Origin of the sequence: Streptomyces sp. NPDC058620, from assembly GCF_042717135.1 — a bacterium.
Lineage (GTDB): Bacteria > Actinomycetota > Actinomycetes > Streptomycetales > Streptomycetaceae > Streptomyces.
Window position 1 is genome coordinate 48262 of record NZ_JBHXQO010000011.1, and the last position, 25160, is coordinate 73421.

General features: G+C 71.3%; 26 protein-coding genes and 1 pseudogene. 11 read left to right on the forward strand and 16 right to left on the reverse strand.

Going from position 1 to position 25160, the window contains the following annotated elements:
• Window positions 1–52: 52 nt before the first annotated feature.
• Window positions 53–1219, reverse strand: a complete 1167-nt coding sequence (locus ACFWSK_RS14030) for a PAS domain-containing protein (protein WP_383784658.1) — start codon at window positions 1217–1219, stop codon at window positions 53–55.
• A gap of 211 nt (window positions 1220–1430) precedes the next feature.
• Here ACFWSK_RS14030 and ACFWSK_RS14035 point away from each other — a divergent pair, with 211 nt between their 5' ends.
• The 5 genes from ACFWSK_RS14035 to ACFWSK_RS14055 all read left to right on the forward strand — a co-directional run bounded on the left by ACFWSK_RS14035 (window position 1431) and on the right by ACFWSK_RS14055 (window position 5316).
• Window positions 1431–2060 (forward strand): ANTAR domain-containing response regulator, encoded by a 630-nt coding sequence (locus ACFWSK_RS14035; protein WP_383784661.1) that lies wholly within the window; start codon window positions 1431–1433, stop codon window positions 2058–2060.
• A gap of 139 nt (window positions 2061–2199) precedes the next feature.
• Window positions 2200–2766: a type 1 glutamine amidotransferase domain-containing protein gene (locus ACFWSK_RS14040; protein ID WP_383784664.1), complete on the forward strand. Its 567-nt coding sequence runs from the start codon at window positions 2200–2202 to the stop codon at window positions 2764–2766.
• 243 nt (window positions 2767–3009) lie between these two features.
• A complete protein-coding gene (locus ACFWSK_RS14045; protein WP_383784666.1) occupies window positions 3010–3456 on the forward strand; it encodes an SRPBCC domain-containing protein in 447 nt (148 codons plus the stop codon).
• Window positions 3453–3830 carry an ArsR/SmtB family transcription factor gene (locus tag ACFWSK_RS14050; RefSeq protein ID WP_383784669.1) on the forward strand — a complete coding sequence of 126 codons (378 nt, stop codon included), beginning with the start codon at window positions 3453–3455 and terminating at the stop codon, window positions 3828–3830. The genes ACFWSK_RS14045 and ACFWSK_RS14050 overlap by 4 nt, the downstream gene beginning before the upstream one ends.
• A gap of 229 nt (window positions 3831–4059) precedes the next feature.
• Window positions 4060–5316 (forward strand): aromatic acid exporter family protein, encoded by a 1257-nt coding sequence (locus ACFWSK_RS14055; protein ID WP_383784673.1) that lies wholly within the window; start codon window positions 4060–4062, stop codon window positions 5314–5316.
• A 30-nt stretch (window positions 5317–5346) separates the two neighbouring features.
• On the opposite strand, the gene ACFWSK_RS14060 is transcribed toward ACFWSK_RS14055, so the two are convergent.
• Window positions 5347–5730, reverse strand: a complete 384-nt coding sequence (locus ACFWSK_RS14060; protein ID WP_383784675.1) for a hypothetical protein — start codon at window positions 5728–5730, stop codon at window positions 5347–5349.
• Between the two features lie 281 nt (window positions 5731–6011).
• Here ACFWSK_RS14060 and ACFWSK_RS14065 point away from each other — a divergent pair, with 281 nt between their 5' ends.
• The 3 genes from ACFWSK_RS14065 (at window position 6012) to ACFWSK_RS14075 (ending at window position 9377) form a co-directional block, all read left to right on the forward strand.
• Window positions 6012–6926: a diiron oxygenase gene (locus ACFWSK_RS14065; protein ID WP_383784678.1), complete on the forward strand. Its 915-nt coding sequence runs from the start codon at window positions 6012–6014 to the stop codon at window positions 6924–6926.
• A gap of 49 nt (window positions 6927–6975) precedes the next feature.
• The gene (locus tag ACFWSK_RS14070; RefSeq protein ID WP_383784681.1) at window positions 6976–8625 is read left to right on the forward strand and encodes an FAD-dependent oxidoreductase; all 1650 of its coding nucleotides are present in this window, start codon (window positions 6976–6978) and stop codon (window positions 8623–8625) included.
• A 131-nt stretch (window positions 8626–8756) separates the two neighbouring features.
• Window positions 8757–9377: an L-threonylcarbamoyladenylate synthase gene (locus tag ACFWSK_RS14075; RefSeq protein WP_383784684.1), complete on the forward strand. Its 621-nt coding sequence runs from the start codon at window positions 8757–8759 to the stop codon at window positions 9375–9377.
• 22 nt (window positions 9378–9399) lie between these two features.
• On the opposite strand, the gene ACFWSK_RS14080 is transcribed toward ACFWSK_RS14075, so the two are convergent.
• Window positions 9400–10908, reverse strand: a complete 1509-nt coding sequence (locus tag ACFWSK_RS14080) for an alpha/beta fold hydrolase (protein WP_383784687.1) — start codon at window positions 10906–10908, stop codon at window positions 9400–9402.
• A gap of 110 nt (window positions 10909–11018) precedes the next feature.
• Here ACFWSK_RS14080 and ACFWSK_RS14085 point away from each other — a divergent pair, with 110 nt between their 5' ends.
• On the forward strand, window positions 11019–11954 hold the full coding sequence (locus ACFWSK_RS14085) for a MerR family transcriptional regulator (RefSeq protein WP_383784690.1): 936 nt from the start codon (window positions 11019–11021) through the stop codon (window positions 11952–11954).
• On the opposite strand, the gene ACFWSK_RS14090 is transcribed toward ACFWSK_RS14085, so the two are convergent.
• The 5 genes from ACFWSK_RS14090 to ACFWSK_RS14110 form a co-directional block, all read right to left on the reverse strand.
• The gene (locus ACFWSK_RS14090) at window positions 11897–12205 is read right to left on the reverse strand and encodes a ubiquitin carboxyl-terminal hydrolase 14 (protein WP_383784693.1); all 309 of its coding nucleotides are present in this window, start codon (window positions 12203–12205) and stop codon (window positions 11897–11899) included. The two genes, ACFWSK_RS14085 and ACFWSK_RS14090, sit on opposite strands and share 58 nt — an antisense overlap.
• A 97-nt stretch (window positions 12206–12302) precedes the next feature.
• Window positions 12303–13790, reverse strand: coding sequence for a polyprenol phosphomannose-dependent alpha 1,6 mannosyltransferase MptB (mptB, locus tag ACFWSK_RS14095; RefSeq protein ID WP_383784696.1), 1488 nt, complete (start codon window positions 13788–13790; stop codon window positions 12303–12305).
• Between the two features lie 90 nt (window positions 13791–13880).
• The gene (locus tag ACFWSK_RS14100) at window positions 13881–14042 is read right to left on the reverse strand and encodes a hypothetical protein (protein ID WP_173317069.1); all 162 of its coding nucleotides are present in this window, start codon (window positions 14040–14042) and stop codon (window positions 13881–13883) included.
• A 145-nt stretch (window positions 14043–14187) separates the two neighbouring features.
• Entirely contained in the window at window positions 14188–15870 is a 1683-nt protein-coding gene (locus tag ACFWSK_RS14105; protein WP_383784699.1) for an MFS transporter, read from the reverse strand.
• A 92-nt stretch (window positions 15871–15962) separates the two neighbouring features.
• Complete coding sequence (locus ACFWSK_RS14110) at window positions 15963–16664, reverse strand: alpha/beta fold hydrolase (protein WP_383784702.1); 702 nt, start codon at window positions 16662–16664, stop codon at window positions 15963–15965.
• Window positions 16665–16765: 101 nt separating this feature from the next.
• On the opposite strand from ACFWSK_RS14110, the pseudogene ACFWSK_RS14115 reads away from it, so the two are divergent.
• Window positions 16766–17001, forward strand: a pseudogene (locus ACFWSK_RS14115) (RraA family protein); the annotation flags it as partial.
• Window positions 17002–17177: 176 nt separating this feature from the next.
• Window positions 17178–17567 carry a DUF779 domain-containing protein gene (locus ACFWSK_RS14120; RefSeq protein WP_383784705.1) on the forward strand — a complete coding sequence of 130 codons (390 nt, stop codon included), beginning with the start codon at window positions 17178–17180 and terminating at the stop codon, window positions 17565–17567.
• Between the two features lie 22 nt (window positions 17568–17589).
• Here ACFWSK_RS14120 and ACFWSK_RS14125 read toward each other — a convergent pair whose 3' ends face one another.
• From ACFWSK_RS14125 to ACFWSK_RS14160, 8 genes are all read right to left on the reverse strand, one after another.
• Complete coding sequence (locus tag ACFWSK_RS14125) at window positions 17590–18348, reverse strand: hypothetical protein (protein ID WP_383784708.1); 759 nt, start codon at window positions 18346–18348, stop codon at window positions 17590–17592.
• A gap of 138 nt (window positions 18349–18486) precedes the next feature.
• On the reverse strand, window positions 18487–18681 hold the full coding sequence (locus ACFWSK_RS14130; RefSeq protein WP_383784711.1) for a hypothetical protein: 195 nt from the start codon (window positions 18679–18681) through the stop codon (window positions 18487–18489).
• Between the two features lie 145 nt (window positions 18682–18826).
• A complete protein-coding gene (locus tag ACFWSK_RS14135) occupies window positions 18827–19702 on the reverse strand; it encodes a phosphatidylinositol-specific phospholipase C/glycerophosphodiester phosphodiesterase family protein (RefSeq protein WP_383784714.1) in 876 nt (291 codons plus the stop codon).
• Between the two features lie 187 nt (window positions 19703–19889).
• Complete coding sequence (locus tag ACFWSK_RS14140) at window positions 19890–20582, reverse strand: ABC transporter ATP-binding protein (protein WP_383784716.1); 693 nt, start codon at window positions 20580–20582, stop codon at window positions 19890–19892.
• Window positions 20575–21501 carry an ABC transporter ATP-binding protein gene (locus tag ACFWSK_RS14145; protein WP_383784920.1) on the reverse strand — a complete coding sequence of 309 codons (927 nt, stop codon included), beginning with the start codon at window positions 21499–21501 and terminating at the stop codon, window positions 20575–20577. Before ACFWSK_RS14145 ends, ACFWSK_RS14140 begins: the two co-directional genes overlap by 8 nt.
• A gap of 101 nt (window positions 21502–21602) precedes the next feature.
• Complete coding sequence (locus tag ACFWSK_RS14150) at window positions 21603–22460, reverse strand: ABC transporter permease (protein ID WP_383784719.1); 858 nt, start codon at window positions 22458–22460, stop codon at window positions 21603–21605.
• Window positions 22453–23418, reverse strand: coding sequence for an ABC transporter permease (locus tag ACFWSK_RS14155; protein ID WP_383784722.1), 966 nt, complete (start codon window positions 23416–23418; stop codon window positions 22453–22455). Before ACFWSK_RS14155 ends, ACFWSK_RS14150 begins: the two co-directional genes overlap by 8 nt.
• A gap of 23 nt (window positions 23419–23441) precedes the next feature.
• Window positions 23442–25037 carry an ABC transporter substrate-binding protein gene (locus ACFWSK_RS14160; RefSeq protein WP_383784724.1) on the reverse strand — a complete coding sequence of 532 codons (1596 nt, stop codon included), beginning with the start codon at window positions 25035–25037 and terminating at the stop codon, window positions 23442–23444.
• Window positions 25038–25160: the final 123 nt, after the last annotated feature.

Sequence of the window (25160 nt, forward strand, 5' to 3'; positions counted from 1 at the left end):
ACCCGGCGGCCGAACAGACCGCCCTCATACCGTTCCGTCCGAACGGCAGGCCCTACTCGCCGCCCCCGGCCGTCTCCGCACGGCCGGTGCGTCCCTCCGCGACGATTGCCATGTGCCCCACGATCATCTCCACGCATTTGGCCTCGGCCAGGGAGAACGGAGGTTGCGCCCCCGTCCGCAGAAGAGTCAGCGCACCCCGCGCCGGGGTCTCACCGACCGCGGCGGAAAGCGGCACGGCGAGGAGCGAACCGACGTCGGCGCGTCCCACCAACGGAGCCCCGTTGTCGTCAGCGCCCAGCCGGTCGAGCTCGTCCGCCAGCCCGTCGAACACCAGGGAGCCCGTACTCACCGCCTCGACCACCACAGGGCAGCGGCGCGGGTCCTGTTGGACCAGCGTCTTCTCCAGTCCCGGGTCGTCGTTCCCCTCGGGGCCGTGCACGGCACTGCGGGTCAGCGCTCCGTCGACGAGGAGGTCGAGCAGCGCCCAGTCGGCGATTGCGTCCCTGATCAGTCCGGTCACGGCCCGCAGAGCCTCGGCCGGACGATCTGCGCCGCCCCTGAGCAGCATGCTGCTCGTCCGGTCCATCAGGTCCGTGAGCTCGGCCTCGCGGACAGCCACCCGCACGGCTCGGGTCGGGCGTGCCGATACTTCCGGGGCCGTCGGCAGACCGGAGGAGGGCCAGAGCGCCACCAGCACGGCGGTGTCCGTGTCACCGGGCAGCGCCAGCTCACTGAGAGTGACGCGCATCCGGGCCCCCGTCCGTGGCTGAAGCTGCACGGCGAGGCTGCGGCTGCCCTCCCCCCGCGCGACAGCGGCGGTCTGGCTGCGCAGCGCCGGCCGGTCCCCGGGGCGCAGAATCCCGCTCAGCGGCCTGCCCGCCGCATAGCCCGGGGGCAGGCCGGTCAGCTCGGCGCCGGCGGCATTGATGCGCCGTACGACTGTTTCGCCGTCCACCAGAGCCACCGGCACCGGAAGGCTTTCGAAGATAGCCTTGAAGAGCTGCTGCCCGGCCTTTCCGGCGGATGGCCTTCCTGCGGCACGGGAGGTGAATTCGTCGTACGCCGGGCGCATGCCGTCGACGACGTGCTGCAATTCCAGGAGCGCCGCGTCGAGCAGAACCGAGCGTTCGGAGTCCGGGCGGGCGCGGGCTGCACGCAGCTCCTCAACCCGGGCGACGAAGTCCCGGAACTCGCTGCCGAAGTCCTGTGACTGGCTCATAGAGCGAAGCTAACGGATCCGGCCGTATTCCGGACGGACGGCGGGGCTGGCTCTTCCGGTCGGCCGGGGCCGGTCGGCGCATTCGTGCGAAGGAGGAATCGGAGTGTCTTCGTCGACCGAGGTGAACACGGAATCCGGAACCGCCGTGCGGCGGACCACGCGATTGAGCCTGCGCGCGATGGAATGCGCCCCGGCCTGCTGCGGAGCCACCGTGACCCTGCGTGTACCCGGCGGCGGGCACCGGACCACGGCCACCCATCCCGACCTCGCTGTCCTGGCCCGCCTCCAGGAGACGACGGGCGATGGGCCGGATGCCGACGCCTTCGCCCTGTGCGAACCCGTCATCTCGGCCGACCTGGTCGCCGAGAGCCGGTGGCCGCGCTTCCGTGCCCAGGCTCTGGGAGCGGGCCTGCGCGCCTGTCTGGCCGTCCCGGTCCGCAGACAGGGCGTGGTCACGACGGTCAGCCTCTACGCGTTCCGGCCCGGCGTACTCCCCCTCTCGGTCCAGCAGCCCGTCCGGGCGCTCGCCGAGGACTTCATCGACGGGCTGCTTCATGATCACGACCACACGTCGGCCGAGGTCGAAGTGCAGCAGCTGAAGAAGGCCCTCACGTCGCACGCCGTGATCGACCGCGCCTGCGGCATCGTGATGCGGGTCGTCGGCTGCGACGCGGGCGCGGCGTTCGCGATACTGCGGACCATTTCCCAGCGGACGAACCGCAAGCTGGGCGAGATCGCGGCGGAAGTGGTCGAGGCGAACGGCCGGGGGCTCGTCCAGCACCTGCGCCGCATCGGGCACGCGCCACCCTCCACCCGCGGCAGCAGGACGCCCGACCGCTGAGCGAGGCGGAACCACGGCCGAGCTCGTTCCCCGGAGCGGGCTGTCCATGGCCGATGAGCATGCATGGCTACGAGATTCAGGGGAACCCAGGGATCTGCGATCGCCATCGGCACGCATCGTTCAGGAAGGGTGACCGTTGATGACTGAGAATGACGTGAGCAAGCGGAACGTACTGGCCATCGTCACCAACTACGGTGTCGAGCAGGACGAACTCGTGGTCCCCGTCGAGCATCTTCGCGGGTGGGGCGCACAGGTCGATGTCGCCGCCGTGTCGATGGACGACATCGAGACGCTGGTCGGCGACAAGAACCCCGGCAAGGCCGTCCGTCCCGACCTGACTCTGGCCGACGCGGACCCGGCACACTACGACCTGCTGCTCGTCCCCGGCGGCACCCTGAACGCCGACACACTCCGGCTGCAGGGGCCCACCACCGGCATCGTCCGCGCCTTCACGGAGTCCGGCCGCCCAGTCGCCGCGATCTGCCACGGGCCATGGGCTCTCGTCGAGGCGGGCGTCGTCGGAGGGAAGCGGCTCACTTCCTACGCCTCGCTGAAGACCGACATCCGCAACGCGGGCGGCGACTGGACCGACGAGCCGGTCGTCACCGACACCGAAGGCGGCTGGCGGCTCATCACCTCACGCAATCCCGGCGACCTGGAACCCTTCGTGCGCGAGATCGACGAGGCGCTCGCCGTACAGCGGTAGCGGAGCTCAGCGGTGCTTCTTCCGCTTCGTTTCCGCGCCCGTCCCGTCCTGCGTCACCCGCTCGCCGGTCTTCCTGCCCAGGGCGTACGTGCCCTCGTCCATCAGCTCGCCGGTGTCGTGCCCGCGCTGTAGAGCGGCGGGTCACCCAGCCCCGACGCGCAACCCATCGGTTGCGCGTCGGGTTTCGACGTGCAACCCTGGAGTTGCACGCAGACGAAGTGGACAATACGAAGGAGTCCCGTCATGAGCGAGGACCGGATCGAGCGCGAAACCCTCATCGACGCACCTCTGGAGCGGGTCTGGCCCCTGGTGGCCCAACCGGGTTTCTGGGTGGCGGAAGAGGCGAGCCTGGCCGGAACGGTGGCCAGGGAGGGCGAGTCGATGGTGGCGAAGAACCCCGAGTACGGCGACTTCCCCGTACGCGTGGAGAAGGTGCAGCCGCAGTCGTACCTGGCGTACCGCTGGGCCAGTGCGTTTCCCGGGGAGGAGCTGCGCGAGGACAACAGCACCCTCGTGGAGTTCATGCTGACACCCGAGGGCGACAAGACGCGCCTCCGGGTCGTCGAGAGCGGGTTCGCGGCCCTCGCGGGCTCCGCCGAACTGCGGGACAAGGCCGTGCAGGACAACACGGGCGGCTGGCCGCAGGTGCTCGACGCCTTCAGGAAGCGCGCCGAACAGTCGTCCGCGTGACGGACGGAGGTGGAGCGGAGGCGGTCGACAGCGTTCTCGTCGCTCTGGCCGACCCGACACGGCGTCAGCTGCTGGACCTGCTCGCCGCACAGCGCGAGGCCACCGCGACGACGCTGGCCGCACGTCTCCCCGTCTCCCGGCAGGCCGTGGTCAAGCACCTCGGCGTCCTCGACGCCGCCGGACTGGTCTCCGGCAGCCGGGTGGGCCGCGAGATGCGGTACACGGTGCGGCCTGCGGCGCTGGACGCGACCTCGCGGTGGATGGCCGCGCTCGCGTCGGACTGGGACCGCAGGCTGGCGAGCATCAAGCGCGTCGCCGAGACGGCGGAACGGGAGGAGCGAAAAGAACCGGAGGACGGGAGAACGGACCGGTAGCCGAGCCGGGCGCGTCCCCGAATAGCCCAACCGGGGCCCGGGTCCGCACGGACGGCATGTCGCGGGCCCGCCCGGCAGGACGCCACTTACTGTCTCCCGCACGGGCCCGGGGCCGCGGGCGGCGCAACGGAGTCCCCGCCGCGCGGGCCCCCTCGACGGCCACCGCCCCGAGGCGGCCCGTTCGCGGCAGCTGATGCCCCCTGCGCGTAGGCCCCGGAGGATTCACAGAGTGCCCGAAGTCACCGACCCCTTGCTGAATCTCGTCCGGCGGCACAACGAGCCGGTGGTCGTCCAGACGATCCGGTCGACCGTGGCCGCCGTCATCTCCTACGTCGTCGCCCTGATGCTGAGCAGTGAACCGGCGCCGCTCACCGCGCCGCTGACCGCCCTGCTCGTCGTCCAGGTCACCCTCTACTCCACGCTCACCACGAGCATGCGCAGGGTGAACGCGGTGGTGGCCGGTGTGGTCATCGCCATCGGCTTCAGCTCGTTGGTGGGGCTGAGCTGGTGGAGTCTGGGTCTGATCATCCTCGCGTCCCTGGTGCTCGGCCGCTTCGTCCGGGCCGGCGAGTTCGTACCCGAAGTGGCGATCAGCGCGATGCTGGTGCTGGGCGTGACGCGCGTGGCCGCGACGGCCTGGGACCGGGTGCTCGAAACGCTCATCGGGGCGGCCGTCGGGCTGCTGTTCAACGTGCTGTTCGCACCACCGGTGTGGGTGCAGCCGGCCAGTGAGGCCATCGAGCATCTCGCGGGCCGCATGGCGCGGTTGCTCCTCTGCCTCAGCGACGAGGTGATCGGCCACACCACCGTGGCGGTGGCCGCCGACCGCTTGCACGAGGCCCGTCGGCTGGACCACGACATCGTGCAGGTGGACGCGTCGCTCCGGCAGGCGGAGGACAGCCTCCGGCTCAACCCGCGCGTGAAGGAAGGCATGCTCTTCCGCGTCGTCCTGCGGACCGGGCTGGACACCCTGGAGATCTGCGCGGTGGTGCTCCGCACCGTGTGCCGCACCCTGACCGACCTCGCCAAGGCACGGACGGACGAGCCGCTCTTCCAGCCCGAGACGGCTGCCGCCATCCAGAAGCTCCTCGCCCATATGGCCCACGCGGTCGAGAGCTTCGCCGAACTCATCACCACACAGGTCAGCGTCAACGCCGACGCCGCGGAGGACCGGCTGGTCAGCGAGCTCTCCGCCAGCCGCGAGAGCCGCGAGGTCGTCGCGTTCCTGCTGCTCGGCGGCGTACAGCAGCATCCGCGCCAGTGGCAGTTGCACGGGGCGCTGCTGGCGGAGGTCGACCGGATTCTGGACGAGCTGGACGTGGAGAAGCGGTCGGCGCGACTGGTGGAGGAGCTGGACCGCCAGTCCCGTGAACAACGGGAGAAATACCCGCTGGTGGACAAGCTCCGGGGCCGGCTGCGGGTGGGGCGCTCGCGTCCGGGCAAAGAAGACGTGACCGGCTCGTCGGACGAGCACGAGCGGGACTGACGCCACGCACGCCGCCCACGGGCCCGGCCGTCAGAGAGTGCCGAGCTCGGCGATGAGGTCGGGGTCGCGCATCCCGGGCAGGGCGTAGCCCTCGGTCTCGTCCCAGGGGACATCGAGGTCGTCCGAATGGACGCGCCACCGCGCGCCCTTGACGGCGCGGCGCAGTTCGGTCACCGAGTCGAGCACACCGGCGATCACCGGCAGGAGCCGGCCCGGGTCGAGCGGCATCTTCGTGGACCCCGCGAGGATCTCGCCCTCGTCGGCGCTGTCCGGCGGGTAGAGATACAGGCACTCCTCCTCTCCGCCGTAGGGGAACGAGGCCATGTGGGCGGTGACGACGCGCTCGACGGAAGCCGTCTCGGCCTCGGTCAGGGGCTGCTCGCGGCGGGCGCTGTAGTAGAGGGAAACACTCATGGCGCGAGCGTACGGCGAGGGTCTGACACGGCCGGTCATCCGCCGGGGCCACACGCGCGGTGAAGAGGCGGCGGCGGCTCCGTGGAGAGATCCCACGCATTTTGTTACCGGGGGTAGGCCCGCGCGCCACTCTTGTTGTACCTTCCGCCTAACAGCTTGCTAGACGCGGTGTCTAACAAGCGTGGGCGGCGCGCGGCAGTCATCGACCCATCAGGCGGGCAGCGATGGGGGCGACAAGGCGGCCGGCGTCGGGTCGACCTCTCGATTCAAGGAGCCGCAGCATGTCAAACAGCACACTTCGGCCGGAGGAACAGGACCGGCTCCAGGAGCAGGACGTCGCACGGCGGCTGCTCGACTCGTCCGCGAAGCTTTCGTACGACCCGGCCACCGAGGTGGACTGGGACACCCCGCTGGACAAGGACTTCCACGGTGCGAGCCCCGAGTGGAGCACGCTCTACGGGACGGCCTACTGGCAGGAACTGAGCGATGCCCAGCGCAAGGAGCTGACCCGCCAGGAGGCGGCGTCGGTGGCCAGCACCGGCATCTGGTTCGAGATGATCCTGCAGCAGATGGTGCTGCGCGACATCTACACCAAGGACCCGACCGACGCGGACTTCCAGTGGGCGCTCACGGAGATCGCCGACGAGTGCAGGCACTCCATCATGTTCGCCAGGGGCGCCGCGAAGCTGGGAGCCCCCGCCTACAAGCCCCACCGGGGAGTCGTCGAACTCGGCAGGGTCTTCAAGACGCTTGCCTTCGGCGAGGCGGCGTACGCCGCGATCCTCGTCGCCGAGGAAGTCCTCGACGTCATGCAGCGCGACTGGATGCGCGACGAGCGGGTCGTGCCCTTTGTCCGCACGATCAACAACATCCATGTGGTGGAGGAGTCCCGGCACATGAAGTTCGCCCGCGACGAGACCCGCAAGCGGCTCCGCCACGCGGGCCCGCTGCGCCGGCAGCTGAACGCGCTCGTGATCGCGATCGCCTCCTACTTCATCGTCACCAGCATGGTGAACCGGGGCGTCTACGCGAACGCCGGGCTCGATACGAAGCGCGCCCTCACCGAGGCGGCGGCGAACGAGCACCACAGGTCCCTGATGCGTTCCAGCTGTGCGGGCCTCATGGAGTTCCTGTCCTCGGCCCGCCTGCTCACGAAGCCGGCGCTGTTCTTCTACAAGCGCGCAAACCTCATCTGACCCGAGATCTGACCCGAGCCGATCGCCCGACCGGAGCCGAGCCGACGCCATGACCTACGCCATCACCCAGACCTGCTGCAGCGATGCCACCTGCATCGCCGTGTGCCCGGTCAACTGCATCCATCCCACCCCACAGGAGCGGGAGTTCGGCAGCACGGAGATGCTGTACATCGACCCGAAGACCTGCATCGACTGCGGTGCCTGCGCCGACGCCTGCCCGGTCGACGCGATCTTCCCGGTGGACAGCCTCCCCGCGGCGCAGCAGGAGTACGCCGCCATCAACGCGGACCACTTCGTGGACTGCGAGCCCGAACCGGTCGGCGCGGGACCAAACTTCCACGCCTGGGGCGAGCCGAGTTTCGAGCGCGGTGTGCCGTCCGACTTCGCGCCGATCCGGGTCGCGATCGTCGGCACCGGTCCGGCGGGTATGTACGCCGCCGAGGACCTGCTGCTGCACACCAACGCCCAAGTGACCCTCGTCGACCGGCTTCCCGTGGCCGGCGGCCTCATCCGGTACGGCGTCGCCCCGGACCACCCCGCGACGAAGAAGGTGGGCGACACCTTCGCGCGTTTCCACGCCCACCCCCGGGTGCGGATGGTCCTCGGCGTCGAGGTGGGCAAGGACATCACGACGCGGGAGCTCGCCGCCCATCACGACGCGGTCATCTACGCGGTGGGCGCCTCCACCGACCGCCGGCTCGGTGTCGGGGGAGAGGACCTGCGGGGCAGCATCGCGGCCACCACGTTCGTCGCCTGGTACAACGCCCATCCCGAGGTCGCGGCGGACGCCGTAGACCTCTCGGGCGAGCGCGTGGTCGTGGTCGGCAACGGAAACGTCGCGGTCGACGTCGCCCGTATCCTCGCCACGGACCCCGGGAAGCTGGCCGGTACCGACATCGCCGACCACGCCCTCGCGGCCCTGCGGGCATCGAAGGTGCGCGAAGTGGTCCTGCTCGGCCGCCGCGGCCCCGAGGACGCCGCGTACACCGCCTCCGAACTGCGCGCCCTCAAGCACCTCCCGGGTGTGGGACTCGTCGTCGACGACCACGATCCGCGGACCGGTGCGACGATCGACAGTGCCTCGCCGAAGGAGAAGGCCGGGCTGCTGCGGGACGTTGCGCGGCGGACGGTCGACTGGTCGCGGGAGCCGGACCCGGGGCGCCGCATCGTCCTGCGTTTCCACTCCTCGACCGTGGAGGTGCTCGGCACCGGCACCGTCCGGGCCGCTCGGGTGACGGGCGTCGCGGGGGATCTGGAGATACCGGCGGGCATGCTCCTGCGGGCCGTCGGATACCGCGGTGTGCCGGTGACGGGCCTGCCCTTCGACGAGACGACCGCCACCGTCCCGCACGAGGGCGGCCGCGTGACGGGGCGGCCCGGGACGTACATCGTCGGCTGGATCAAGCGCGGGCCCTCGGGCGGCATCGGGGCCAACCGCACCTGTGCGGCGGAGACCGTCGGCACGCTCCTCGCCGATGCCGTGGCCGGCTCCCTGCCCGCACCGGCCCGGACACCGACGGCGTTCCGCCGCCTCGTCCGGAGCCGCACACGCCGGCTGATCGACGCCCGCGGCCTGGCGGCCATCGACCGGGCCGAGCTGGCGCGCGGCCGGGACCAGGGCCGGACACGCGCCAAACTCGGCACGGTGCCCGAACTGGTGGCGGCGGCCAAAGGCAGCCGCTGGGGACTGCCGGGCTGAGGCGGCCGCCCGTGCGCGGGGAGCACTCCGGGCACGGGCGGTGGCTACGGGGCGCCGGGCGGTGCGCCCGGATGGTGGTCCGGAGCGCCGGCCCATCGGGCCCGGATCGTCCGAGGCCCTAGACTCGGCGGATGGCGAAGTACTTCGACGTGCACCCCGAGAATCCTCAGCGGCGCACCATCAGCAGCGTGGCCGACAGCATCCGTTCCGGCGCCCTCGTCGCGTACCCGACGGATTCGTGTTACGCGCTGGGGTGCCAGCTGGGCAGCCGTGACGGCATCGGCCGAATCCGGTCGATCCGCAACCTCGACGACCGGCATCACTTCACGCTCGTCTGCGAGAACTTCGCCCAGCTGGGCCAGTTCGTACAGGTCGACAACGACGTGTTCCGGGCCATCAAGGCGGCCACACCCGGCAGTTACACCTTCATCCTCCCGGCTACGAAGGAGGTGCCGCGCCAGCTGATGCATCCGAAGAAGAAGACGGTCGGCGTGCGCATCCCGGACCACGCCGTCGTACAGGCGCTGCTCGCGGAACTCGGTGAGCCGATCCTGTCCAGCACGCTGCTCCTGCCCGACGAGGAGGAGCCGCTGACTCAGGGCTGGGAGATCAAGGAGCGGCTCGACCACGTCGTGGACGTCGTGGTCGACTCGGGTGACTGCGGCACCGAGCCGACCACGGTCATCGACTTCTCCGGCGGTGAACCGGAGATCGTCCGCAGGGGAGCGGGCGACCCCTCGCGGTTCGAGTAGCCACGACCGGCAGGGACATGCCTCAGCCGCGCAGGTGCCCCAGCACCGTGCGTACCGCGTGCTCCACCGCCTCGCGCGCCTCTTCGGTGTGGTCGAGGGCCTCGAACGAGTGGTGTCCCGAGGGCACGTCGACCACTTCGACGTTCGCTCCGCACTCCTTGGCGGCGGTCAGGAACTCCTCGACCGTCGCCATGATCTCCGGCCGTTCGAGGCCGACCCGGGTCAGCACGATCGGCAGCCCGCCCGCGCCGCGTACCGCCGCCACGGGCCGGAACCGGGGATCGACGAACGTCCAGTTGGGCAGCGGCGCGAGCACGGGGTAGGTCGCCGCCACACACCGCAGCCACGGCGGGGGCGCCGCGAGCCAGTCCGCGGAGAGCAGACCGCCGCCGGAGAAGAACCAGAGCGCCACGCGGTCCCCGTCGACGCGCGGATCGGCGCGTACGCGTTCGACCACGTCGGTGATGTCCTGGGCCGCCCGCCCGTAGTCGGCGAAGTCGTGAAGCCGGTGGTCGAGCGTCACCCCCACGGCGCCCAGCTGCGCCACGTACTGCCCGTAGCCGAGGATGGTCGGCCAGTCCCGCGGGGTCGGCAGCGCACCGGCGGGCAGCGGACCGCCGTGCACGAACACCACGGCGGGGCGGGGGCCGTCCCCCTCGGGCAGGTGGAGGTCGAACCGCCCGACCCGCTCACGGGGCCGCTCGGGTACGTCCATGAGGAACGGCCGCAGGTGGACGGGCTGCTCCTTCGCGGTCTCGGCCAGCCGGTGTCCTTCTCCCGCGGCGGCCCGGACCAGCACCGCGGCCAGTTCGCCGGGGACGGAGAGCATCGGCCAGTGCCCGGTGGCGAGTTCGAAGAACGTCACGCGGGGGTCGGTGAGCGCCTGGAAGCGCGGGTCACCGAAACCCACCGCGGCCTCGACCAGTTGGATGCTCGACCCGTTGGCGGTGCACAGGACCCCGGTCAGCGGCAGCTCCGCGACCGCGTCGGACAACGGAAGCGGCTGGGTGAGGGTGCCCGCCGGCTGTGGTGCGGCGCAGCGGGCCAGCCTCGCCAGCCCGTCCGTGCCGATGCCCTCGACACTCCCCCAGCGCTGCCACGCGTCGAGTGGCGGAGGGGCGATCAACCCGTCGTCCCCGGCCGGTCCGGAGGGGTTCAGAAGCCGGTCCCGGAGCGCTTGGTCGGGTACGAGGCCGAGTGCCGGGTCACCGTCCTGGGGCAGTCCCCCGTCCACGTTGACGATGCGGGCCACGCGCTCCGGGCGCCGGCCCGCTGCGCCGAGTACGGGGTACAGGCCGTAGGCGTGGCCGACGAGCACCACCTCGGGCGCGTCCACCTGGTCGATCAGCCGCACCACATCCCGGATGTGCGTCTCCAGGTCCGTGCCGGGTCCCGCCGGAGGGCCGCCCTCTCCCATGCCGGTGAGCGTCACCGGATGGGCGTCGGCGCCCGACTCCCTTAGTCCTGCGGCCACTTCCCGCCAGATCCAGCCGCCGGTGAAGGTGCCCGACACCAGGATGAATGCCGTCATGTACGTCTCCTCGCACGCTGTGGTCCGTGGGGCCAGCCGAATGGGCCGGCCCCCTCGCAGGTACCGTAGTAACTCCCCCTGAGGGAGGTTCAAGGTTGTCCCCTGACGGCATGTGGAGCATCGGAGAGCTCGCCGAGCACGCGGGCGTCTCCGTCAAGACCGTCCGCTTCTACTCGGACCGGGGTCTGCTGCCCGAGGCCGCACGCAGCTCGGGCGGGCACCGCAGATACGGCCCCGGGGCGGTCGACCGGCTCCGCCTCATCCGCTCGTTGCGCACGCTCGACCTGCCGGTCGTGGAGGTGGGCCGGGTCCTCGACGAGGACGACGTGCTGGAGGACGTCGTCGCGGGGCAGCTGAGGGAGATCGGCTCCCAACTGGCCGCCCTGCGCTGGCGGGAGGCCGCCCTCCAGCTGCTCCAGGGCTGCACCCCGCAGGAACGTGCCGACCGGCTCCGGCTGATCGGCGCCGTGCCGCTCCCGCCCGACACCACCGTGCTGGCGCGCTTCTGGCGACGCTGGCTGCCCCCGCGGCTGCCCGCGCCGCTGGTCTCCGCCGTCGTCGATCAGGCGATCCCGCAGCCACCCGCCGATCCGACCCCGGCCCAGGTGCTGTCCATCGCCCGGCTGTTCTCCTTCGTGTCCGGTGTGTGCGTCGCTGCCACGCACTGCCAGCCGGAGGCGCACCGGAGCAACAAGGGCTACCGTCCGGCCGTGCTCTACGAAGGTCTCAGCGAGGCGTACGCGCTGGCGTCGTCGGAGCTTCGGGCCCGGCGGCCGGGGCGCGAGGGCGAGGCGCTCGACTGCTTCGTCTCCGCCTACGCCCGCTCACACGGGGCGCGGGACACTCCCGGCTTCCGGCGCCGGCTCGCCGGGGTGTTGGCGGACGACCCCCGTATCGACCGCTACTGGCAGCTGGTCGCCGAGCTGGCCGGCCCGTCGCAGCCCACGGCCGGCGCCGCCCACGACTGGCTTCTCGACGCGCTGGACGTTCAGACCGGACGGGCCGGCCGTGCGCCCTCGACGTCGAAGGAGACCTGGTCCACGTAGCACCACCACCAGCTCTCACCCGTCTCGAAGGAGCGGATGAGCGGGTGGCCGCTGTCGGCGAAGTGGGCGGTGGCGTGCTTGTTCTTCGAGGAGTCGCAACACCCGACGTGTCCGCAGCTCTGGCACTCCCGCAGGTGCACCCACGTGTCGCCCTGCGCCACGCACTCCGGGCACGAGTCCGGGCTGTCGGGGGTCACGGGCCGCAGCTCGTCGAGGTGCTCGCAGATCTGGAACGTCACGTCGTCCTTCATCGTCCGTCCTCCTTCGCGTCTCGCGCGCGCGGCGGTCTGCTGCCGGGCACGGCAGCGGACCGGCACATCGACAACCCTCCCACCCGGCCACCGCATGTCAAACGGAACCGGAGCCCACCCGTCGGATGCGGGCTTCCTCGGCGCCCTCGGGCTCCGCGGTGCGTGGGGCCGGGAGACGGACCGGCTCCTGACGCGATGTCTCGCGGCGGACGAGGAGCGTGCCGATCACCCCGGCGGCCGCCGCGAGGGCGAAGCCGTAGGGCGGCGTGCTTCCCGTGGGGTGCGTCTCGTACACGAGCGCAGCCGACATTACGGCGACCACTGTGCCGGCGCGGCCGTGCGCCGAGGTGGCGGCGACGACCGCCGTTCCCCACAGCAGGTACCAGGGCTGGACCATCGGTGAGAGCGCGACCAGGGCGAGCAGGGCGAGAGCGAGGGCGTGGACCGGTTGCAGCCGGTCGCGCAGGGAGCGCCATGCGAGGTGCAGGACCAGTGCGGCCGCTGCCGCGAGGCCCAGCGTCTGGACGACGGACTTCGCCGTTGCGGGGTCGGTGCCGATGACCAGATGCAGCAGGTGGCCCAGGGCGAGGCCGACGTCGCTGGTGGCCGACAGTGCGGTATGGATGGTGCCCGCGACGCTCTGCGTTCCCAGCCAGCCGAAGCCGGTCCCGGCGAGGAGGGTGGCCACGACGGCCACCACCACCGCGACCAGGCCGGGCGCCAGCAGGCCCTTCGCCAGCCGGCGCGCGAACGGACCGGTGGCCGCCCCGGTCACGAGTACACCGATGAACAGCAGCGCGACTGCCGCCGGGGACTTGACCATCATGGCCAGTCCGACGAGCACACTGCCGGTGATCCAGCGGCCACGCATGGCGAGGACCACGCCCGCCAGCATGAGTCCGATCATGAGCCCGTCGTTGTGCATGCCGCCGATCACGTGCATGAGCAGCAGCGGATTGAGCGCACCGAGCCAGAGAGCGGCGCTCTCGCTCCTGCCGTGCTCGCGCGCCAGGCGCCGCAGCGCCCATACGATCAGCAGCAGCGCGGCCACGGCGATGAGGCGCATGCCGAGCACGGCGGGCACGATCGTGCCGCCCGTCAGCCAGGTCACGCCGCGGGCGAGCACGAGGAAGAAGGGTCCGTACGGTGCCGGGGTGTCCGTCCAGTGCCCTCCGACACTCGAGGCGGCATCACCGCCGAGCCCGCCGGGGTCGAGGACCGAGGGCCCCACGGCATAGACGTCGTGCCCTTCGATGACCATGGCGCCCTGGGCGATGTAGCTGTACACGTCGGCGCTGTAGAGCGGCGGTGCAAGCACCATCGGGGCCGTCCACCAGACGAGGGTGACGAGCGTTTCGCGTACGGAGGCGCCTGCCCGGCCGTACTGCCACCAGGCGACGACGAGGAGGGTCAGTCCGGCGTAGGCCAGGACGGCGGCCGACGTGGTCAGCGCGGACCCGTGCGGCACCCACAGTCCCCAGGGGTCGCGGGCCGGCAGTTTGCCTGCGGCCCAGCCGCCGATGACGGTCGCGACGGAGCCGGCCGTACCGAGCCGACGGTATGCGACAGCGCTCATTCCCCACATGACCGGTCAACCTATCGAACGGGTGAACGGGTTCCCAGTGAGGGCCGTTCGGCCGGGTACTCGGTGATCAGGCGGCGGGTGTGGCCGGGATCACCGGAAGGCGACCGGCGCACGCAGGTCGCTGAAGTCGATCGCGCGTTCTGCTTCGCGGAGTGCCTGTTCGGCCACCCGGCGAACCTCGGCCAGCACATCTCCGTGCTCCTGCACGAGACTGGCGTAAATCGGTGCCTCGGACCTGTCTGCGGAACTCATGTCGAACTTCTCCGTCAATCAGTTGCGTACACTCCCCGCCGGTGGGCGCGAGTGCGGGCCGAGTGTACGTGCTCCGCTGTCCGCGCCGCAGCCCGTATCGCGACAACGCGTCCCGGCCACCATGATCACGTGTCCGGTCTCGCGGTCATCGCGCGGGGGGCGTTCCGTCGGTCGGCAGGTCGGGGTGTCCCGGGGACGGCCCGTCGGAGGGGCCGGAGCCACGGGGCGGCGCTCCGGCCGGTGCACCGGCGTCGGCATCGCCCTCGGCGGGGTCCCCGGCCGCTCCGAGGGGCGTGGTTTCGCCACCGCGCAGGCGCTCCAGATCGGCGGGACGCACCTGGATGACGACCAGGGCGATCAGCGCCGCGATGATCGCCAGGACGGCGGCGCCGATGAACGCGCTCGAAATGCCGGACGTCAGCACCTGGTCGCCCCAGGTTCCCGGCAGCTCCCCCGTCCTGCGGAACTCCTGGAGTTCGGCGGGGGTGGCCTCCGCCATGAAGCGCGGGACCTGGTCGGTCGCCTCGTTTCGGCTGGCCGTACCGAAGATCGTGACCAGGATGGACAGGCCGAGCGACCCGCCCACCTGTTGGGTGGCGTTGAGGATGCCGGAGGCCGCCCCGGAGTCGCGGGCGCCCACACCCGACACCGCCATCAGTGTCAGCGAGACGAACTGCATGCCCATGCCGAGGCCGAAGACCAGCATCGGGCCGAGGATGCTCCCCAGGTACGTGCTGTCGATGTCCGTCAGCGTCAGCCAGGCGAGTCCCGCCGCCGCCAGGACCGCACCGACCACCATGAACGGCTTGGGGCCCCATCGGGGCAGCAGCTGCGAGGCGATTCCGGCGCCGACCGCGATGATCACGCTCACCGGCAGGAACGCGAGACCGGCCCGCAAGGGGCTGAAATCCAGGATGTTCTGCACGAAGAGCGTCAGGAAGAAGAACATTCCGAACATCGCCGCGGCGAGGCTCAGCATCATTCCGTAGGAGCCGGCGCGATTGCGGTCGCGGAACATCCACAGCGGTGTGATGGGCTGCTTCGACCGGTTCTCGATCAGGAGGAACACGGCCAGCAGCACGATGGCGGCGGCGAAGGCCAGGAGCGTCAGGCCGTCGCGCCAGCCGTCCTCGGAAGCGCGGATGAAGCCGTAGACGAGCAGCACCATGCCCACGGTCGAGGTGAGCGCGCCAAGGATGTCGAAGTGGCCCGGGTGACGTTCGGACTCACGGATGTAGCGGGGCGTCGCGAGCACGATCAGCAGGCCGATGGGCACGTTCACGAAGAGGATCCAGCGCCAGTCGAGCCACTCCACGAGCAGTCCGCCCGCGAGCAGGCCGATCGCGCTGCCGCCCGCCGAAACGGCTGCGAACACACCGAACGCCCGGTTCCGCTCGGGTCCTTCACGGAACGTCGTGGTGATGAGCGCGAGGGCCGTGGGGGAAGCGATGGCACCGCCGACGCCCTGGAGAGCGCGCGCGGCGAGCAGTTGCCACGACTCCTGCGAGAGTCCGCCCAGCAGGGAGGCGAAGACGAACAGCAGGATGCCGAACATGAAGACTCTGCGGCGGCCGAGAATGTCGCCCAGCCGCCCACCGAGCAGGAGCAGACCGCCGAAGGTCAGCGTGTAGGCGTTGATCACCCACGACAGCGACTCGGTGGAGAAGCCCAGGGAGGTCTGGATGTGCGGCAGGGCGATGTTCACGATGGTGATGTCGAGGACCACCATCAGCTGGCAGGACGCGATGACCAGCAGGGCCATTCCGCTGCCGCTGCCCCGCTCCGGGGCAGCGGCAGTTCGGGAAGTTGGTGCGTGGGAGCTCGTCATGGCATCTACGCCTCACGTCAGCGGTGACGGCAATCGCTCACCTCACCGACGTTAAGCCTCGGCTCCTGACCTCGCCAATCGATCACCCGTGGTCAGTCGCCCACGGCTGCCCGGTGCAGAATCCCGGCCAGTTCGGCGGGCCGGGAGAACATCGGCCAGTGCCCGGTGTCCATCGTGACCAGTCGCCAGTGCTCGCTCTTCAGCAGCTCGGCGACGTCCTCACTGGGCTCGTCGCCGTCGAGCAGGCACTTGATGTACGTCGCCGGAAGCTCGCCGAGCGACCCCGTGACCATGGCCGGCTCGGTCAGCGTGGCGCCCGGATGCGGCGTCGAACCGCCCACGAGCCGTGCGGTCTGCTCGGCGGTCAGATCCTGGCCCTCGCAGTCCGCGGCGGTGAGCGGCGCCCAGAAGCCGCCGTTCTCCCTGATCGGGGTCTCCAGCTTCTCCCGGCCCTCCCACCAGCCGGAGGCGAACGACTCGCCGTCGGCCGGGACGCTGGAGTCCACGAAGACCACCCGGGTCAGCCGGTCCCCCAGACGCTCGGCGGCCTGGCCGACCGGAATGCCCGAGTAGCTGTGGCCGACCAGGACGACGTCGCGCAGATCCAGGCGCTCCACCTCGTCGACGATGTCCTGGACGTGGGTCTGCTGGCCTGCGGCCCGGCCCTTCTTCTCGGCGAGGCCGGTCAGCGTCAACGGGTGCGCGCCGTGCCCCGCGGCCCGCAGGCCGGGCACCACCTCGTCCCAGGCCCATGATCCCAGCCACGCCCCTGCTACCAGCACGAATTCACTCATGCGGGCAACCTAGCGGGAGGGTACGACAGTCTGCCTCCCGCACGGGGCGGACCGGCGCCCCCTCGCCGGGAAACACCGATCACGGGCCGGATCCGCCTCGCGTGGAACCGCTCGACGGTCTCGGGCGCGAACAGGTCATGGACATCGGCATCCGCCCGCTGCGGCAGCCGATGCCGCGTATCGCGGGGCCTGCCTTCACCGTGCGGTGCCCTCCGGATGGCAACCTCATGCTGCACGCGGCCATCAACGTGTGCGCGGTCGCCCGGCGCCGCGGGGCAGCGCGGCGTTCGTGGTCGACGGAGCGATCCGTGACCTGGCCGAGGTACGCGAGATGGGCTCGGCGAGAACGGCTTCGAGGGCTGAGCCACGCCGCGCCCGGCGGGCGGGGCACCGGCGGGGGCGCGCAACCCTCCTGCAACGTTGCGGGGAGTTCACTGGTGCGGCGCAGCTGTCTTCAGCGGCCGGCTGATCTGCACAACCGGCTGTCCCGAGTGTTCGGAGAAGGGCCCGTAGGTGAACGCACACGAGACGAACGAGCTCCCCGGCGACGCACCGGCTCCCACGGTAGAGCTCACTCCTGCGGCTGCTGCCCTCCTGCGCACGCTGCGGGCGGATCACGGCCCGCTGATGTTCCACCAGTCCGGTGGCTGCTGTGACGGCAGCGCGCCCATGTGCTACCCGGCCGGTGAGTTCCGGACGGGAAACTCGGACGTGCTGCTCGCCTCCCTCGACGTCACCGGAGTCGCCGAGCCCGTCCCGTTCTGGATGTCGAGGAGCCAGTACGCGGTGTGGGCCCACACCCGGCTGATCGTCGACGTGGTCGAGGGGCGCGGCAGCGGATTCTCGCTGGAGGCTCCCGAAGGGGTGCGGTTCCTGATCCGCTCGCGGCTCGTCGGCACCTGAGTACGTGGGACCTGGCGACTGATCAGCGCTGCGGTCTCTGCGGGGGCTTCGGGTGCTGCTTGCGGGAACGGTTGTCCAGCATGGCCCGCCTGATCTCGGCCGCGGTGGCACGGGCGTGTGCCGAGGTCGCCGTGTGGTCGGCCACCGCGGTGACGAAGCGGTGCGTGGGGTGCTGGCACCGCCCGCACGGCGTATCGCTGGTGACGAGATAACCGTCCTCGCACTGCGGATCGGAGCAGTGGCCCGGCCGCAGCAACTCCTCCGTGATCTCCTCGACGCTCCAGCGGCGGCGGCCGTCCTCGTCCTTCTCGTGCAGGGCGTGGGACCAGCGCGTGTTCCACCGGCGTTCCATCCGGTCCACGAGCTGGGCGGGCGTGCGCCGGCCCAGCTCCTGGTGGATCAGCTCGTGGATCTCCTGCGGCATACGGCGGCCGAGTGCCTGCGTCAGCGGCTGCGGAATCGCGCGCAGTACGTAACCGACGGGGTCGGAGCCCGCCCTCCGGTGCCAGGTCCGGCATCCGCATTCGCCTTCCGGCGGCATTGGGGTGTGGCAGCGCGCGCACAGACCTCGGCACACGCCGCAGAGCCCGTCGTTCAGCCCGTCCAGGTGGGGGGCGGGAGACCTGCCGCACTCCCGGCAGCAGGCGGCGCACAGTCCGCAGAGCCGTTCGTTGCCCAGCTTCGTCGTCCAGGACCGCTGCTGGCACCGGCAGCAGAGTCCGGTGTTGCAGTACTCGTGGTGTGCGACGCCCGACTGCCGTCCGGGGGGTGGGAAGGACATTGCTGCGTTCTCCAGATACGTGGCGGGGCCGTCCGGAGCAGTGCGCGGCCGGGTTCCGTCGCCATTGTCCCGTATCGGACGGAGCCGCGTAGCCGAAAGGGGTGGTTACGGGGAAGCGGTGCAGGTCAGGGTGTGGCCTCAGGGGTGCAGGCTGCTGACGACGTTCGCCGTGGCGATGATCCCCTCCTGGATGGTCGGCGCCATGCTCGTGCCCGCGAGGAAGAAGCCGAGCAGGGCGCAGACCAGCGCGTGGGAGACCTTCAGCCCTCCGTTGCGCAGGAAGATCACTGCGAGAATCAGCAGGAGCAGCACCAGTGAGATCGAAATGGCCATGCCAACCTCCTCCGCCGCGCCTGAATTGCGGCATTCGGCCGCCAGTGTGGCGTAGCGAAGGGGCCGTCCGGCGCACTGGCGTGTCCGCCGAACGGGTGTTGACTCGGCGTGACCGTTTCGGCACGGAGGCGCCGGGGACCGTCGGTCAGGCGTCGGTGCGTCCGTCCCTTGCGCGGTTGCGCAGGAAGGTTTCGAGTCCGGCCAGGTCATCGGTGTTGAGATGGTCGACGCCTGCCGCCAGGAGTTCCGTCCACAGGGCGTCGCGTTCCGGGCCCGGTACGTCGGGTGTCGCCCAGAAGCGGACGCGCCGGCCCTGGTTGTGCGCGGTGTCGACGAGGATGCGGAGCCTGTCCCGCTCGGCCGCGGGGAAGGGGCCGGCCCCGCGCCAGGTGAAGCTCTGCGTCCAGTTGCTGCTGACGAGCGGGATGAAGGAGGCGGCCGCCGGACCGGTGAGGTCGTCGAGCCGGCCGTCGTAGAAGGCGTACCGCGTGCGCTGGGCCTCCATGGGCACGCGGGCGGCCCGGTCGCCGGAGATGACGGGGGTGACCGCACCGGTGTGGACGCGGCCGTTCCTGAAGCGGGTCAGGATCTTGCGGTAGGGCTGGAGCTGCCGGTCGAGTTCGGCGTAGGCGGCCGCGCCCTCGTTCTTGATGTCGATCAGCAGCTGCAGTGGAGTGCGGTGTCCGGCGTGCACGGCGCCGTGGTTCGCCGTGACCCGGGCCAGCAGCGGATCGAGGTAGAGCGAGGCGAGGGTACGGGTGGGGTCGAGCCCGGCGGGCTCGTGGGCCACGAGCAGCTCGCCGCCGACGAGGAAGATGTCCGCCTCCACGCTGGTGAATCCGTGGTCGAGCGCGTCGTGCAGCGGGCGCGGGTGCAGGTAGTCGTTGTGCGCGTGGGCGTGGGCCAGAGGGCGCGGACGGGGCCGGCCAGTGGCGGCCGCCGTCTGCGCGGGGATCATCACGCCCGCGGCCGCGGTGGCGAGTGCGGTGGTGACGACTCTGCGACGGGTCAGGTATGCCATGGCGTCTCCCTGGAGCAAGGGGCGGAACCGGTCGGCGGACGCGACCGAGTATGGAGCCGCACCCCTCCTGACGGGCAGGTACCTGCCAAGAATTGGACCATCCGTCGCCCGCCCGTCGACTGCGCCGCGCCCGCTGTTCGCCGGACGGGCGGGGGCAGTCCGGGGACCCGGTCGTCGACGCCCCCGGCTACCCGCGCGGGCCCACGGCCGCGGCGGGTCCACGCTGCCCGTCCAACTCCCCCCACCGCACCGTCCGGTCGCACCAGCGCTCCAGGAGCACCCGGTCGTGACCCACGGCCAGCAGCGCGGCGCCGGACTCCGCGCGGTACGCCTCCACGACCGCGACGAGGGCGGCGGTGGTCGAGGCGTCGAGCATCGCCGTCATCTCGTCGCAGATCAGCAGCCCCGGCCGGAGCACCAGGGCGCGGGCGAGGCAAGCCCGTTGCAGCTGCCCGTCGCTGACGGCGTGCGGGCGGCGTCCCAGAAGTTCCTCGGTGAGTCCGACCTCCCGCGCCAGCTCGCCCACGCGCTCGGCGACGTCGCGGCGCCGCCCGGTCGACCTGAGCGGCTGGGCGATGAGCTCGTGCAGGCTCAGCCGGGGGTCGGCGGACAGGCGCGGCTGCTGGAACACGACGCCCACGGCGGTGCGCTGCTCCTGCGGGGCGCGGTGCCGCCAGCCCCGTACCGGAGTGCCGTCGAGGACGACCGAGCCGGCGTCGGGGCGGTGGAGCAGCGCGGCGACCCGCGCCAGCGTCGACTTTCCGCAGCCGCTCGGGCCGAGCAGCCCGACCGATTCCCCCTGTGCGACGGCGAGCGAGACGTCGCGCACGACGGGGTCGCGCGGGTCGTATCCGGCGGTGATGCGGGTGAGCTCAAGCATCGGCGGGCTCCTCGGCTCGGCGCATCTCGTGGCTCGTGACGTGGTGGCAGGCCACCCCGCTCTCGAACGAGGGCTGCCGCCCGCACTGTTCGTCGGCGCGGGCGCAACGGGCGGCGAAGGCACATCCCGCGGGCAGGTCGCCCAGCTCGGGCGGCATGCCGGGGATCGGCGTGAACTCCCGTTCCGGCAGGGCGTCCAGCAGGCCCCGCGCATACGGGTGGCGGGGGCCCGGCCGGCCGAAGAAGTCTCCTGCGTCGGCGAGTTCGACGATGCGGCCCGCGTACATCACGGCGACCCGGTCGGCGATCCGCTCGGCCGCCGCCAGATCGTGGGTGATGATCAGCAGTGCCCGGCCCCCGTCGGTGAGGCGCCGCAGTTCGTCGACGGTCCGCTCCACGAGCTCCCGGTCGAGTCCGGTGGTGGGCTCGTCGGCGAGGAGCAGCGGCGCGTCACCGATGAGGGCCAGCGCGGTGGCGGCGCGCTGGGCCAGACCGCCGGAGAGTTCGTGCGGGTAGCGGTCGAGGTGGTCGGCGGGGAACGCGGCGCGTTCGGCCGCCGCCCGCGCCGCGGGCCGTACAGCGGGTCCCCGCACGCCGGTCAGCTCGCGCAGGGTTTCCTCCAGCTGCGCACGGACCGTCCGTACAGGAGTGAGGTGGGCGGCGGGGCTCTGCGGTACGAGTCCGATCCGGCGTCCCCGCACGGTACGGGCGAGGGTGCGCTCCCCGGCGGTGAGCAGGTCGATGCCTCCGTCGAGGACCGCGGCCCCCGACGTCCCGGCGTTCGCGGGCAGCAGCCCCAGCAGGGCGGAGGCGAGGACGGACTTGCCGCAGCCGCTCTCGCCTACCAGGGCGAGGCACTCCCCCGCCGCGAGGTCGAAGGTGGCGTCGGTGACGGCGGCGACATGCCGTCCGCCGCGCATCCTGAAGCGGACGGACAGCCCCGCCACGGAGAGGACGGGCGGTGCCGGGGCCGCCGTCGGGGTGGGTGTCGAGGGCGTTGTCGAGGTCGCGGAGGTGTTCTTCACAGCATCAGCTCCGATCGGCGGCGCGGGTTGATCCGCTCCCGCCAGGCGCCTGCGAGCCCCGCCAGGGCGAGGGTCGGAATGATCAGGAAGAGGCCGGGGAAGAGTGTCGGCCACCAGTCCCCCGCCAGCAGCGAACCCCGCGCCGACTGCACGAGGTTGCCGAGGCTCGCCTGATGGGTCGGCAGGCCGAGACCCAGGAACGACAGCGCGGACTCGTGCCACATGGCGTGCGGCACCATGAGCACCGCCGCGAGACCGGCCTGCGGCAGCACTCCGGGCAGCAGATGCCGGACGATGACCCGGCCCCGTGAGGCTCCGCCGGAGATCGCCGCGTCGATGAACGGCCGCGAGCGCAGCGACAGCACCTCGGAGCGGACGATCCGCGCGGTCGACAGCCAGTGGGTCAGCGCCACGGACACGATGACGGGCCAGACGCCGGGCCGGAACATCGCCACGATGAAGATGCCGAGCAGCAGGTGCGGGATGGACGAGAAGGTGTCGACGAGGCGCATGACGACCCGGTCGGTCCAGCCGCCGAACGCCGCAGCGAGCGCGCCGACCGCCGTACCGATGACGGTGGCGGTGAACGCGGCGACGAGTCCGACGAGCAGCGAGACCCGCAGCCCGTACACACAGCGCAGCAGCAGGTCCCGGCCGACGTCGTCCGTGCCGAACGGGTGAGCGAGGGAGGGCGGTTGGAGTTTGGCTCCGAGGTCGACGGCCTGCTGGTCGAGCTGGGCCAGTGGGGGCACGAGGAGAACGGCGAGCGCCACCGCCACGAGGATGCCGGCCGAGGTGACCACCCGGGTGCGGCGGGCGGCGCCCCGGGCTGGCCGGAGTGCGAGGTCAGCCATCGAAGCCCACTCTCGGGTCGGCGAGTCCGTACAGCAGGTCGGAGAGGAGGTTCCCGAGGAGTACGGCCGCGGTGGCGAGCACGGTGAGTGCGGCGAGCAGGGAGAAGTCCACGGAGGTGGCGGCCTGCACGGTGGCCGCGGCGATGCCCGGCCAGCTGAAGACCGTCTCGACGAGCAGGGCGCCCGTGATGAGTTCGGGGACGCGGGAGCCGATGAGGGTGAGCATCGGGAGCATTCCGGAGCGCAGGGCGTGGCCCAGCAGCACGGTGCGCTCGCGGAGGCCGCGGGCCCGGGCGCCGCGTACCGGGTCCTCGTCGAGGGCGTCGGTCACTCCCTGGCGTACGTACAGGAAGAACCACGGCAGCTGGGAGATCCCGAGGACGGACGCGGGCAGCACCAGGTGGGTGGCGACCTGGCCGAAGGTGACGACGTCGCTTCCGGCGTCGGTGAGACCGCCGGCCGGGAGCACGTCCAGCTTCAGGGCGAAGAACCAGATGGCGAGCAGTCCGAGCCAGAAGGCGGGTGCCGCCTCCAGGGTGTACGCGGCGGAGCTGACGCAGCGGTCGAGCGCGCCGCCGGGGCGGCGGGCGGCCAGGACGCCGAGCGCGGTGCCCAGCAGGATCGCGATGACGAACGCGCAGGTGGCGAGGGCCAGCGACCAGCCCGCGCGTTCGCCGATGACGTCGGCGACGGGCATGCGCAGCACGCTGGAGTCGCCGAGATCGCCCTGAACGGCGGACGTCAGCCAGTCCCACCAGCGGGTGACCAGGGGCTGGTCGACGCCGAGGTTGGCCCTGAGCTGGTCGAGGTTCTCCTGCGATGCGGTCAGGCCCGCCGTGCCCGCGTACGCCTTGACGGGGTCGAAGGGGGAGGCGGCGGCGACGGCGAAGACGCCGAAGGTGACGGCGATCAGGACCGGCACGGCGGACAGGGCCCGCCGTGCCGTCATCCGTGCCATCGGCCCCCAGGGGAGGCGGTGGCTCACTTGTCCGCGCCCCCGGGGGTCCACTTCTCGACGTTCCACCAGGGGCCGGAGGCCAGGCCGTGGTCGTGCGGCTCGACCTGGGTGGTGAGGTCGCCGAAGCGGTCACCGACGACGTACACGTGGTCGATGTGGGTGAGGAAGGTGTAGCCGGGGTCCTTGGCGAGCTCGCGCTGGACGGTGTCGTACGCGGCCTTGCGGGCGGCCGGATCGCCGCTCCTGCGGCCCGCTTCGACGGCCTCGTCGACGGTCTTGTTGTCGTACCACGCCATGTTGTTGAAGCCGTCGCCCGCCAGGGTGGACTTCAACAGGGTGTACTGGTCGAAGTCCGGGTCGGCGGGTGATCCACCGCCCGCGAGGACGGCGTCCTGCTTCATCCGGGGCTGGATGACCTCCCAGGTGCCGGCCTCGGTGGTGATGTCGATGCCCGCCTTCCTGGCGTCGGAGGCGTAGGCGAGCGCGTGTTCCTGGCGGAGCTTGTCGCCGGTGAGGTACCAGAGCGGGAAGGCGGCGCGCACACCGTCCTTGGTGCGGATGCCGTCCTTGCCGGGCTTCCAGCCGGCCTCGTCGAGGATCTCCTTCGCCGCGTCGAGGTCGTGGACGCGTTCGGTGCCCCTGGCGAACCACTCGCTGTCCGTGGGGACGGGGCCGTAGGCGGGCTTGCCCGCACCGTTGAGGATGGCGTCGACCATGGCCTCGCGGTCGACGGCGAGGTCGAGGGCGCGCCGGACCGCGCGGTCACCGGCGACCTCGTTGTGGGTCGGGAGCGTCACCGTGCGGTAGTCGTACGTCTTCGCGGTGTACGTCCTGAGCCCGTTCTCGTCCTTGAAGCCTTCCGCGAGGTTCGGGGGGAGGATCGCGCCGTCGAGGTCGCCGGAGCGCAGCCGGGTGGCACGGACGTCGTCGTCCTTGATGATCGCCATGGTGAACCGCTTCACCTTCGGCTCGCCGCCCCAGTAGCCGGGGTTGGCCCGGAAGCTCAGCTTCTCGCCCTTGGACCACTTGGTGAGGACGTACGGTCCGGTACCGATCGGCTGCGAGGTGAAGGTGCCGCTGTTGACGTCCTGTTTGCCCGCGACGTGTTCGGGGGCGATGGGCAGGACGGTGCGCTGGGCGAAGGGCGCGTAGGGGTACTTGAGCGTGAAGACGACGGTGTCGTCGCCGACGGCCTCGACCTTGTCGATGGCGTCCAGCTCGGTGCGCGAGGGGTTGTTCGTCTTCTCGTCCAGGATGGTCCGGTAGGTGAAGACGACGTCCTTGACACCGAAGGGCTTGCCGTCGCTGAACTTCACGCCCCGGCGCAGCTCGTACGTGTAGGTGAGCCCGTCGTCGCCGACGTCCGGCAGCGCGGAGGCGAGCGCCGGCCGCAGCTTCATGTTCTCGTCGAGGGCCAGCAGCCCGTCGAATATCTTGGAGTTGCCGTCCTTGCCGTAGCCGAGCAAAGGGCTGAGGCTGTCGGGCTCGTACGCGATCCCCACGACCGCGGAAGCCGCCCCCTTACCGGAACTGCCCGGATTCGAGCATGCTGCCGCGGTGATCGAGAGCACGGCCGCCAGCGCGATCGCGACCCCTCCCCGTACCGATCGGGCCCTCATACGCTGCACACCCCTATTGAAGATCAACTGTTATTGCGAACGCTTCGCAATTAAACCGTACGGGCGAGTGACCGCGATACCCGGCCTCGGCCGGACATGCCGGAGCGGGGGTACGCATCCGCG

Coding starts and splice junctions, on each gene's coding strand:
- ACFWSK_RS14040 (WP_383784664.1), top strand. CDS start 2,200: ATGACTGAGAATGACGTGAGCAAGCGGAACGTACTGGCCATCGTCACC.
- ACFWSK_RS14030 (WP_383784658.1), bottom strand. CDS start 1,219: ATGAGCCAGTCACAGGACTTCGGCAGCGAGTTCCGGGACTTCGTCGCC.
- ACFWSK_RS14145 (WP_383784920.1), bottom strand. CDS start 21,501: ATGCGCGGCGGACGGCATGTCGCCGCCGTCACCGACGCCACCTTCGAC.
- ACFWSK_RS14045 (WP_383784666.1), top strand. CDS start 3,010: ATGAGCGAGGACCGGATCGAGCGCGAAACCCTCATCGACGCACCTCTG.
- ACFWSK_RS14100 (WP_173317069.1), bottom strand. CDS start 14,042: ATGAGTTCCGCAGACAGGTCCGAGGCACCGATTTACGCCAGTCTCGTG.
- ACFWSK_RS14110 (WP_383784702.1), bottom strand. CDS start 16,664: ATGAGTGAATTCGTGCTGGTAGCAGGGGCGTGGCTGGGATCATGGGCC.
- ACFWSK_RS14135 (WP_383784714.1), bottom strand. CDS start 19,702: ATGGCATACCTGACCCGTCGCAGAGTCGTCACCACCGCACTCGCCACC.
- ACFWSK_RS14125 (WP_383784708.1), bottom strand. CDS start 18,348: ATGTCCTTCCCACCCCCCGGACGGCAGTCGGGCGTCGCACACCACGAG.
- ACFWSK_RS14065 (WP_383784678.1), top strand. CDS start 6,012: ATGTCAAACAGCACACTTCGGCCGGAGGAACAGGACCGGCTCCAGGAG.
- ACFWSK_RS14090 (WP_383784693.1), bottom strand. CDS start 12,205: ATGAAGGACGACGTGACGTTCCAGATCTGCGAGCACCTCGACGAGCTG.
- ACFWSK_RS14105 (WP_383784699.1), bottom strand. CDS start 15,870: ATGACGAGCTCCCACGCACCAACTTCCCGAACTGCCGCTGCCCCGGAG.
- ACFWSK_RS14060 (WP_383784675.1), bottom strand. CDS start 5,730: ATGAGTGTTTCCCTCTACTACAGCGCCCGCCGCGAGCAGCCCCTGACC.
- ACFWSK_RS14070 (WP_383784681.1), top strand. CDS start 6,976: ATGACCTACGCCATCACCCAGACCTGCTGCAGCGATGCCACCTGCATC.
- ACFWSK_RS14150 (WP_383784719.1), bottom strand. CDS start 22,460: ATGGCTGACCTCGCACTCCGGCCAGCCCGGGGCGCCGCCCGCCGCACC.
- ACFWSK_RS14155 (WP_383784722.1), bottom strand. CDS start 23,418: ATGGCACGGATGACGGCACGGCGGGCCCTGTCCGCCGTGCCGGTCCTG.
- ACFWSK_RS14160 (WP_383784724.1), bottom strand. CDS start 25,037: ATGAGGGCCCGATCGGTACGGGGAGGGGTCGCGATCGCGCTGGCGGCC.
- ACFWSK_RS14080 (WP_383784687.1), bottom strand. CDS start 10,908: ATGACGGCATTCATCCTGGTGTCGGGCACCTTCACCGGCGGCTGGATC.
- ACFWSK_RS14140 (WP_383784716.1), bottom strand. CDS start 20,582: ATGCTTGAGCTCACCCGCATCACCGCCGGATACGACCCGCGCGACCCC.
- ACFWSK_RS14085 (WP_383784690.1), top strand. CDS start 11,019: ATGTGGAGCATCGGAGAGCTCGCCGAGCACGCGGGCGTCTCCGTCAAG.
- ACFWSK_RS14130 (WP_383784711.1), bottom strand. CDS start 18,681: ATGGCCATTTCGATCTCACTGGTGCTGCTCCTGCTGATTCTCGCAGTG.
- mptB (WP_383784696.1), bottom strand. CDS start 13,790: ATGTGGGGAATGAGCGCTGTCGCATACCGTCGGCTCGGTACGGCCGGC.
- ACFWSK_RS14075 (WP_383784684.1), top strand. CDS start 8,757: ATGGCGAAGTACTTCGACGTGCACCCCGAGAATCCTCAGCGGCGCACC.